Consider the following 9,768-nt stretch of genomic DNA (forward strand, 5'->3'; position numbering starts at 1 on the left):
ATGGTCGGCCGGCACAAAGTCCTCCAGGCGGTGCAGCGTGAACGGGCTTTCGGTGAAGGTGTCGGCTCCGCGCATGGTCTCAATGGGTTTGTATCGGGTCAGAAAAAGGCCTGCTTCAGATCATCCGATGAGGCAGAAAACCAGCGGGCTTTGCTTTGAGGTATTTCAGCGGCCTGCTAGGCTTCAGTATTGAAAATAATCCTGAGTTAGTTTATGTTCCAACACTTGGCATTATATTGGCAGATGCGCGCAAGGTACTAGATGGGCAGATATCGCAGGAGTTTCAGACAGCCATAGCTCTTCATCATCACTGGGATAGGTTCAATTCAGACGCAGTTCCAGCCTGATGGCCTGGCGATCAGATTATTACTTGAGCTTGAAGGCGACAGTAGGCACAGTGAAATCTTCAAAAGATGCGCCAAGTGCTATTTCTCCATTGTGCAGCAACACGCAATCCTGCCGGCGCAGAGGAATAATTGATTCTCCGTTGGAAAACCGGACCCAGGTGCCGTAGCTGCTGATGTCCTTCAGATAGAACTTCCCTGCGCGCCATTCAATCATGGCATGTCTGCGTGATACTCTAGGATCCTGAACTATAAATTGAGCGTCCGTATCTCGGCCAAGATAAACGGGAAGTTCAGTAGCGGTAAATCGAGTGTTCAGGTCAAGCCAAGACAACTCGATGTAGTCTGGCTCAATATCATTATTATTAAGGGATGAAGGCATCAATCCTGCAGGTAAAGTGAATACCTCAGAAAGCACCTCATCCTGCCATTCAACACGATACACAATGCATGACTCGGTCCGGCCCCTGATCACCATGGGGCCAAGGCAGCGGGTGCGCACTGCAAGAGAATCCGGTAGTTGCCTGATCACATTTGCAGCGACGAGTATCTGTTCGGAGCCAGAAAAATCGCTTAGTCGGGACGCCACATTGACAGCATCACCATAGCAATCGCCGTCCTGCTCGACAATGTCACCACGTGCCATGCCTATCTGGAGCCTCATTTTTAGAGGAAGTGGCCAATGACGGATTCGATCATAGTGAATCTTTTGAAGCTCGCTTGCAGCCGAAACCGCATCTCGGCTTTCCTTAAACAGGATGAGGACGCCGTCCCCCAAGTACTTCACGACGCGTCCGCTGTGTTTCTCACAGACTTTACCTATCCACTGCGTCAGGCGGGTAATTGCCTGGGTTGCCTTGACATTGCCAAGTTTTTCGAAAACGCCAGTGCTTCCAGTCAGGTCAGCAAAAACGACGGTGAGTTCTGCCATGTGCTGTGGATAATCCCTGTTGTAGTAGACATGCTGCTCAATGCTGGTGACCCCAAAGCAAAAATGCGTCTCGGCCCTCCACAGCAAGTGTCACAGGCAGGCCCACCGGCAACACAACCTTGGTGGGGACATGCCCAAAGGGAAGACCGCAGAGGATTTTTGCAGTCACTTGGCTTTGCAGCCACACGATCACACTGGCCATCGTGTAGCCCTTATCGTGAGGCACCAGTTTGTAATGACTGAACTGGCCGAAGATGATTGCTTTTTGCTGTGTCAGGATGCCGGCCAGAAGCAGTTGGGCGAGCATGCGTTCCACGCGGTAGGGGTGTTCACCAACATCTTCAATAAACAAAATACCATCTTTTACGACTGGAAGGAAAGGTGTTCCAACCAGTGAAGCCAGCATGGCCAGATTGCCCCCCCATAGCACAGCATTGTGAATACTATAGGTATCGTTTATTGCGTTTTCACATGGTGGATATAGGTTGTCAGCTATTTTTTTAGTAGCTTTTTTCGGCAACCGCCAGCCGCTACCCTCCCCCTGCCCGGTCACCAGATCGCCAAAACAGGCTTCCATGATGTCATCAGCGCCTGTTGCCGCGCCAAAATCTTCTCCGAGTGCCGGCCCGGCCCAAGTCACAGCGCCTGTTTTGGCCAGCAACGCCATCTGGAATGCGGTGAAGTCGCTAAATCCGACAAATTGCGTGCCACGGGTCACGGCTTTTGCAACCAATTTGTAATCGATGGCTGACAGTATGCGTGTAAGGCCGTAGCCGCCGCGGGAAATCAGTGCTATGTCTGCACCGCTGACAGAAGCTCTGTGAATGGCCGCAAGGCGTGTTTCATCGTCCCCTGCAAATCTCTGATGGCTTGCCAAGGCTGCCTCATCAACCTCTACCTCATAGCCTGATGCTGTCAGGCGCTTGAGCCCACGTTTGAAAGCGGCTTTATCGCGTATTGCACTGGAAGGAGAGTAAATGTAGATATGTTTTTTCACTGATGGAGTATCCCACTGAGTAAACTCAAAGCAATCTCGGCTTGCCCGAAAGAATCGCATTGGTGCCATCGATTTATCTACTATAAATTGATAAAATAAAGGTGTAGATTACATTTAAAAAAATAAATTAGTAGAGCCGAGCCTAGTGCTGGTATTTAGCTTCCCACATGAAGCATCCAGAACCGCTCTGTTTCGCGAAAAACCTTCAGGCTTTCTGTATCGTCAAAAGCAGGATCCAAAGCAGAAAATGTAAGTGCTCCTGCACGATAGCTCTGTCCAGGAAATGGTGCGTCGCATCCTGGATCGATTTGATTCTTTGCCTCGGTTCCCTTGAGTTTCACTGATCGCGTCAAATTTTGGTCGTCTTGGCGACGCGTTGCTTGTTTCCAAAGCAGAAAGCCATCGCTCAAGGGTTGTTCAACTTTGCTAAAAAGGCCATCAGCATCCATGAGCCGCAGGCCTCGATAACGCAGGGGTGAGTGCATCGGCAGCGTCAACCCAAGCAGGCCTTGCCACTCTGGAAACACCAGCACGATGTTGCGCAGATCAAGCGATTCAACCAGTTCAACAAGTATTTGGTGATGCCTTGCGAGCGTATGAAAAGTGGTCTTCTTGGGCTTATCGCTTTTGCCAAATCCGATTAAATCCGGCACCACTACCCGGTCACCCATTCCAAGCAAGAGGGGAATCAGTTTTCGAAATCCATAACTCCAGCCGGGAATATCATGCAGGCATAGGTAAGTATTCGGCACCGGCTCGCCATCTTTTTCAAGCGAGACCACCTGTTCGTCAAGATAATGCAACCTCAAACGGTCCAGGGCGGGCAAATCGTTGCGGTAGTGTGGAATCCATGGATAGGCGGGCAATCCATCGAAGGCGGCATCTGGCGTTCGCAGTGCGTCATCGCGCAAAGGAAAGCGCTGTCGTGCCGACAAACGTTGATCAACCCGCCGCTGGCGAAAAAAATCCTGCATCAGCGCGCGGCTCGCCTCAGCCAGCACTCCGCCCTGCCACTCGGTTTGGTGATTGAGTGCGGATTGTGCGAACAGGTTGATGACAGAACCGGCCGCGCCGGTCTTGGGTTCAGGGGCTCCAAACACCACGCGTTTGAGCCGTGCGTTCAGGATGGCGCCACTGCACATCACGCATGGCTCCAGCGTGACAAACAGCTCGCATTCGTCCAGCCTGTAGTTTCCGAGATCTTTTGCTGCGACACGCAAGGCTACGATCTCGGCATGAGCCGTCGGATCATGGCCACTGACCAAGGCATTGCGGCCAGTGGCAATTACTAGGCCTTGCCGAACGACGACGGCACCAACGGGAACCTCCCCGGACGCGGCTGCCATTCTGGCCTGATCAAGGGCCAATGCCATGAAATCAGCATCGGTCATTTGCTATTTAAAGTATAGCTGCAAACCCAATAGGGCAGAGCGTGGACGCCATATTTTACTCTCCATCAACGGTTCGCGGCCGTTGCATGGCGGCTTTAACCGACAACCTGACTTGTTCCTGAATCCGCTGACTCTGCTGACTCTGCAGTTGAGGATTTTTCGTGCTCGCCGGTCCGTCCGGCTTGGCGGTGACCTGGCTCGCAAGGGCTGGTTTTTGCAATGCCGTCACAGCCATCAACTGCTTTTTTACCAGCAGCCCAACAACGGCCAGCACGACCAGGAAACTGAGCATCCCAAAAACAAGACGCATCTCAATCCTTCCAACAGTTTAGTGAACCATTATCGATGCGTTTCATACAGTGCCCCAGGTCTTGTTCGGCATCGCTAACATTTTCACAAATGGCTTGCGTGGCTAAAAAGGCTTCGATCCGGTGCTGGTCGAGCTTTAACTTGCACTGCATGCCCGTCATCCGCAATTCGAACGCCACAATGCCCGCCAGCATTTTCCGGGCATACGCATCGTCCACTCCCAGCCACTGTTCAGCATAGGCGGACTCGTGATCGGAAATCAGTTTTTTCAAGAAACTGTCCTTAGCGGCAGCGTCTTCAACCAGTGTTGCCTGCACGGTGTAACGCACAGCAATGCTCCGCAACACGCTCAAGCCAGCGCAGTCGCCAGTTAACGGCTTATTTCCACTCAATTGTTTCCGAGGTCCGGAAACCCGCATGGGCACTGGTCTTCTTAAAGTTTAGCATCAACAATCACCGTCATTTATACCGTCAAAAACCGAGCGGCTTTGCCAACCGCGGGAAAGGTACTCGGTCTGCGCGACGGCTACTCCAGCACATCAATCGTCAATTATCGGCAGGAGCCGGGAGCCTTCTTCATGCCGAGCATATCCCGGTTCACCCACTCACAGACCATCATCAGGTCAATCAAGCTTCCGGCTCATGCCTGGATTGGAAAATACTCGGGCATTTGCCAGGGATGGAGTCGCGCAGCGTCGGAAAGCAATTGCGGATTCTTCGAGCATCTTCCGCACATTTATACGAGATACTTGGGCGCCAAAGAATTTTTTCATTGTCTAATGTCAGAAACTATTGTATGATTCTGACCATTCGAGGTGCCCTTATGAACACGCTGCCTGAAACCATCCTGCTGCATGCCAAATCCTTGTCCGAAGGCGGAGTACTGTCGCCCAAGGAATTCCTGCATCTGGGCAGCCGAGCCGCCATCGATCAAGCCCTTTCCAGGATGACCAAGAAAGGTAAGCTGCTGCGTGTGGGTCGTGGAACCTATGTCACGCCGATATATAGCCGGTTCGGTACGCGCGCGCCCGCGCCAGAAAAAGTCGTAGCATCGCTGGCATCACAAAGCGGTGAAGTGGTTGCCACACATGGCGCTTCCGCTGCCAACGCTCTAGGGCTAACCCGGCAGGTGCCCATTCGCGAGGTCTACGTGACCTCGGGACGCACCCGGAAACTCAAGCTCGGCCGCTCTGAAGTGCTGGTGAAGCATGTGCCACGCTGGATGCTAGTCTTAGGCACTGGCCCAGCTGGCGCGGCAGTGCGCGCTCTGGCTTGGATGGGGCCGACACATGCCGACGAATCGTTGGCGACCTTGCGCAAGACCCTGCCACCATCGGAATGGCGCGCGCTGGCGTCTTCACGTGCGGCATTGCCATCCTGGATGGCGCATGCGATAGGTGAGCAAGCAGCCCGTGGTTGAATCCTTTTTTGCCCTCAGCCGAGACGACCAGCGCGAAGTCCTGGAACAAGTTCGTGCCAAAACGGATCGCCCAACGCATTTGCTCGAAAAGGATGTGTGGGTCGTCTGGACGCTGGGTGCCCTCTTCGATTCACCACTGAGCGCCGACCTGACATTCAAGGGTGGCACATCTTTGTCCAAGGCTTACAAGGTCATCGACCGATTTTCCGAAGACATTGACCTCACCTACGACATCCGCAGGCTGATCGAAGATTTGATTGGCGGCGAAGGAGCAATGCCCGCCAGCCGCAGCCAAGCCAACAAATGGACCAAGGCGGTGCGCGAGCGCCTGCCGGGTTGGATCACGACGAAAGTACGACCGATCATTGAGGCCGCGCTGGCCCGCGAACAGCTCGATGCCAAGCTCGAAATGGGCGGAGCGGAAAACGACAAATTGCTGCTGCACTATCCCGCGCTCAAGCACGGCACCGGCTATGTCCCTCCGGTCGTGGTGCTGGAGTTCGGCGGCCGTGCTACCGGCGAGCCGCATCAGGTGTTGCCCATCACCTGTGACATGGCCGGGCACGTTCCGAATATCTCATTCCCCACCGCATCACCCCTGGTCATGAGTGTGGCGCGGACCTTCTGGGAAAAGGCAACAGCGGCGCACGTCTACTGTGCCCAGGGCCGGATACGCAGCGAGCGGTACGCACGGCATTGGCACGACTTGGCTGCACTCGGACGCAGCCAATACTTTGTTGGTGTGATGGCAGACCGCGCTGTAGCCGTTTCCGTCGCGCAGCATAAATCATTCTTTTTCATCGAAAAAGACAGTGCCGGTAGCGTCATTGACTACCTGCCGGCCGTGAGGGGGCATCTGAACATCGTGCCCGCTGGCGATGCGCGTACCGCATTGGCCGATGACTACGAGAACATGCGCGCCGACCAAGTCATGCTCGGTGAAGCTCTCAGCTTCGATCACCTGATGCAGGCTTGCAGTGAAGTCCAGACCCAGGCAAACAAGGCTGCTGCGCCATGACAGGCAAACCAGCCACCTCATGAGAACCCTGAACGATTCGGCCGAGCTGTTCAAGCACGTCAGTGCCGAGAAGTCTGCGCTTTACCGCAACATCATGGATAGCTTCGCCGCCGCGAAGCGCCAGTTCCGCCTGCACTTGCGACCTGACGAGGTGCTTGCAGAAGGCCAGTGGGCAGGCCCGCCGCCGCGTATTGAGGAAGTCCAGTCAGCATTGGCGCAACTCGCCGAGTGGGGCAACCTCGAATCGCAGCCCGATACGGCCCGCGTTGCCAGCATCAGCGACTTCTATCGGGCGCGCTATCTGTACCGGCTGTCGCGGGGCGGCGAAGCCGTGGAATCGGCGCTGGCGGAGTTCGAGCGAACCCTGCGCCATCGGGCCGAACTGCAGACCGTGGCGTTGGAAGACATCGCCAATCGTCTACAGACCTTGTTGACCCTTTCCCGTGAATCTCTGCCAGATGCCGCCAAAGTGCACGAAACCTTGCGCGACCTGGTGCGCGTGTTCGAGAGTCTGGCCGACAATGCCCAAACATTCATGGCTGGCATCGGGCGCAGCATCGAGCTGCAGCAGGCCGAGGCCAGCGCCGTGGTAGCCTACAAGAAGCGTCTGATCGACTACCTCGAACGCTTCATCGGCGACCTGGTCGCGCGCTCCGGTGCTATTGCACAACACATCGTCGCCTTGTCGCCGCACATCGAACCCTTGCTGTGGCAGGCAGCACAACGCGAGGCACGCGATGCCGCCCCGGGCGATGCTAACGAACAGGCCGACGTGATGACGCGCGGATGGCAGGCTTGGCGCGAGCGTTGGAAAGGGCTGCGCCGCTGGTTCGTCAGCACGGGCTTCGAGCCGCCGCAGGCTGAGTTATTGCGATCGAAGGCACGCTCGGCGATCCCGCAGTTGCTGGCAGCTGTTGCGGCACTGAACGAGCGCCGCAGCGGGCGCAGCGACCGCTCCGCCGACTTTCGCATGCTTGCCGGCTGGTTTGCTGCCTGCGCCGACGATGCACAGGCCCATCGGCTGGCGCGCGCTGCCTTCGCATTGAACCCGGCGCGGCACTTTTCGCTGAACCCTGTTCTAGAGCCGGGCGCAAGGGATCTTCCGGCCAATACCCCGTGGGCCGAGGCACCGCCGCTGCGCATCCACCCGCGCTTGCGCGAATACGGCGAAGCCACGCCACGTGGTGCGCTGCCGCGCGTCCAGGAACGCGATGAAGAACGCCGCTTGCTGGCTGCGCAGTTCCGTGAGGAACATGCGCAGATCGAAGCAGCCCGTGAGCGTTTGGCGACCGGGAAACTGACGCGGCTGTCCGAGCTCGGTCGGCTCGACGATCATGCATTCCAGTTGTTTCTGAGCCTGTTGGGCGAAGCACTGACCGTACAGGCAACGCCCGATGAAGCGGTCGAGTTGCAAAGCGGCGACGGCCTGCTGCGCATCAAGCTCGCGCCGCTTGATGCCGAATCGCACGCTGAGGTGTTGACGCCGATGGGGGTCTTCGTAGGCCGTGACCACTTCATCACGATCACCAGAATCGAGAACGCAGCCTGATGGTGGACAGCCGCAGCATTAGCCAGCAACAGGCCCAGCACCAACACGAGGAACGCAGCCAGGCTTTGCGCGCTTTGCTGATGGCACCGTTGATGACCCCGGTCCATGCAGAGTTCGCGGCAGTTCGCCGCCATGCTGACGAACTGCGCGCCTGGTTTGCCCGCGAGACTGGCTGGGCGCTGCACATCGAACACGACTGCGCCCGGCTTTACAAGCGCCCATCCAATCTCGTTGACGCGAGCCGTGGTCTGCCCGGTTATGACAGCCGACGCTACGTTCTGCTGTGCCTTGCCTGCGCGGTGCTCGAACGCGCCGATCCGCAGATCACGCTGCGTGTGCTGGGGGATCGACTGCTGGTACTTGCCGCCGAGCCTAGCCTGTTGTCGCGCGGCTTCCGCTTCGCGCTGCAAGCCCAGCATGAGCGCCGCGAGCTGGTGGCAGTGTGCCGCAGCCTGCTGGAGCTCGGCGTACTGCAGCGCGTGGCCGGTGACGAAGAAGGCTTCGTGCGCAGTGGTGGTGACAACAGCGTCGCCGACGCACTCTACGACGTACAGCGCCGCGTGCTGGCCGGTATGCTGGCGGCCGTGCGCGGCCCATCAACCTGGAGCCCCGAAGAAGCGCCGGTGACACTTGATGAACGGTTGTCCGCGCTGGTCACGGAACACATCGCCGACAGCGATGAAGGCCGCCGCACGGCCTTGCGTCACCAGTTGTCGCGCCGTTTGCTGGACGATCCCGTAGTCTATCTGGACGCACTCGATGCAGATCTGCGGGCGTATTTTATTAACCAGCGCGGTCCGATGGCAACGCGTTTGTGTGAAGCCACCGATCTGACTGCCGAACAGCGCGCCGAGGGTCTGGCCCTGGTCGATGAGGACGGCGCGTTGACCGATGTCGCCATGCCGGCCGAAGGCACCGAGGCGCATGTGACCTTACTGGTGGCGGAATTCCTGGCCAGCCGCCACCGGGCACACGCCGGTGCTGATGCCTCGATTGCCTTGAATGAGATCACGACCTTCGTTGCTGGGGCAAAGGAACGCTACAGCACCTACTGGCGCAAATCGGCCAGGGAGCCTGGCGCGGAACACGAACTCGCCAGCAACGCACTGGCGCGGCTGCAAAAGCTACAGCTTGTGGCGTGCGATGGCGACGCTGTCCAGCCCTTGCCAGCGCTCGCCCGCTTTGCCGTTGGCGAGACCGAAATCAAGCGGCCATCAAGCAAAGCACAGACTTCCCTATTCGACGCAACATGAGTATCCCGGACAAACCCACTTTGCCCACGCCCGAGCGCGGCCGCTGGCAACCCCTGCGGCTCGGCTTGGTTGAACTCTTCCACTACGACAGCGAGGAATTCTGGTTCCGCGATGGTCACCTGCTGTTGCGAGGCAACAACGGCACCGGCAAATCCAAGGTGCTCTCGCTCACGCTACCCTTCCTGCTTGATGCCCAACTGAAGTCATCGCGCATCGAGCCCGATGGCGACCCAGGCAAGAAAATGGCGTGGAACCTGCTGCTAGGTCGTCATGATCGGCGCATGGGCTATGCATGGGTTGAGTTCGGCCGGGTAGCCGAGAGCGGTGCCGCCGAGTACGTGACGCTGGGTTGCGGACTGTTCGCCGCCGCAGCACGCCCTCAGGTTGACAGCTGGTTCTTCGTGCTCGAAGACCAGCGCATTGGTGAAGACATCTGGCTCACTAGCCCACTGCGCGTGGTGCTAACCCGCGAACGCTTGCGGTGGCTGTCAAGGAAGTTGTCGCCTGAAGTGAAGTGAGTCAGGCTGCTTTTTGCGTGTTTCGAAGCTCCTTTATT

10 protein-coding genes are annotated in these 9,768 nt (G+C 57.2%); 5 read left to right on the forward strand and 5 right to left on the reverse strand.

What is annotated here, in order from left to right:
* Positions 1–366: 366 nt before the first annotated feature.
* From ACP7AD_RS18240 to ACP7AD_RS18260, 5 genes are all read right to left on the reverse strand, one after another.
* Positions 367–1,275, reverse strand: a complete 909-nt coding sequence (locus tag ACP7AD_RS18240) for an FHA domain-containing protein (protein WP_426149161.1) — start codon at positions 1,273–1,275, stop codon at positions 367–369.
* A 37-nt stretch (positions 1,276–1,312) separates the two neighbouring features.
* The gene (locus tag ACP7AD_RS18245) at positions 1,313–2,272 is read right to left on the reverse strand and encodes an LD-carboxypeptidase (RefSeq protein WP_426149162.1); all 960 of its coding nucleotides are present in this window, start codon (positions 2,270–2,272) and stop codon (positions 1,313–1,315) included.
* 155 nt (positions 2,273–2,427) lie between these two features.
* On the reverse strand, positions 2,428–3,663 hold the full coding sequence (tadA, locus tag ACP7AD_RS18250; RefSeq protein WP_426149163.1) for a tRNA adenosine(34) deaminase TadA: 1,236 nt from the start codon (positions 3,661–3,663) through the stop codon (positions 2,428–2,430).
* A 55-nt stretch (positions 3,664–3,718) separates the two neighbouring features.
* Positions 3,719–3,973: a hypothetical protein gene (locus ACP7AD_RS18255; protein WP_426149164.1), complete on the reverse strand. Its 255-nt coding sequence runs from the start codon at positions 3,971–3,973 to the stop codon at positions 3,719–3,721.
* Position 3,974: 1 nt separating this feature from the next.
* A complete protein-coding gene (locus ACP7AD_RS18260) occupies positions 3,975–4,391 on the reverse strand; it encodes an FMN-binding negative transcriptional regulator (protein ID WP_426149165.1) in 417 nt (138 codons plus the stop codon).
* A 404-nt stretch (positions 4,392–4,795) separates the two neighbouring features.
* Here ACP7AD_RS18260 and ACP7AD_RS18265 point away from each other — a divergent pair, with 404 nt between their 5' ends.
* From ACP7AD_RS18265 to ACP7AD_RS18285, 5 genes are read left to right on the forward strand one after another with little or no spacing between them, the layout of a single operon-like run.
* On the forward strand, positions 4,796–5,392 hold the full coding sequence (locus tag ACP7AD_RS18265) for a DUF6088 family protein (protein WP_426149166.1): 597 nt from the start codon (positions 4,796–4,798) through the stop codon (positions 5,390–5,392).
* On the forward strand, positions 5,385–6,410 hold the full coding sequence (locus tag ACP7AD_RS18270; protein ID WP_426149170.1) for a nucleotidyl transferase AbiEii/AbiGii toxin family protein: 1,026 nt from the start codon (positions 5,385–5,387) through the stop codon (positions 6,408–6,410). The genes ACP7AD_RS18265 and ACP7AD_RS18270 overlap by 8 nt, the downstream gene beginning before the upstream one ends.
* A 19-nt stretch (positions 6,411–6,429) precedes the next feature.
* The gene (locus ACP7AD_RS18275) at positions 6,430–7,959 is read left to right on the forward strand and encodes a TIGR02677 family protein (protein WP_426149167.1); all 1,530 of its coding nucleotides are present in this window, start codon (positions 6,430–6,432) and stop codon (positions 7,957–7,959) included.
* Entirely contained in the window at positions 7,959–9,212 is a 1,254-nt protein-coding gene (locus ACP7AD_RS18280) for a TIGR02678 family protein (protein WP_426149168.1), read from the forward strand. The genes ACP7AD_RS18275 and ACP7AD_RS18280 overlap by 1 nt, the downstream gene beginning before the upstream one ends.
* Positions 9,209–9,730: a hypothetical protein gene (locus ACP7AD_RS18285; protein ID WP_426149169.1), complete on the forward strand. Its 522-nt coding sequence runs from the start codon at positions 9,209–9,211 to the stop codon at positions 9,728–9,730. Before ACP7AD_RS18280 ends, ACP7AD_RS18285 begins: the two co-directional genes overlap by 4 nt.
* Positions 9,731–9,768: the final 38 nt, after the last annotated feature.

This window comes from Polaromonas sp. DSP2-3-2b2 (assembly GCF_049895905.1).
Classification (GTDB): Bacteria; Pseudomonadota; Gammaproteobacteria; order Burkholderiales; family Burkholderiaceae_C; genus Polaromonas.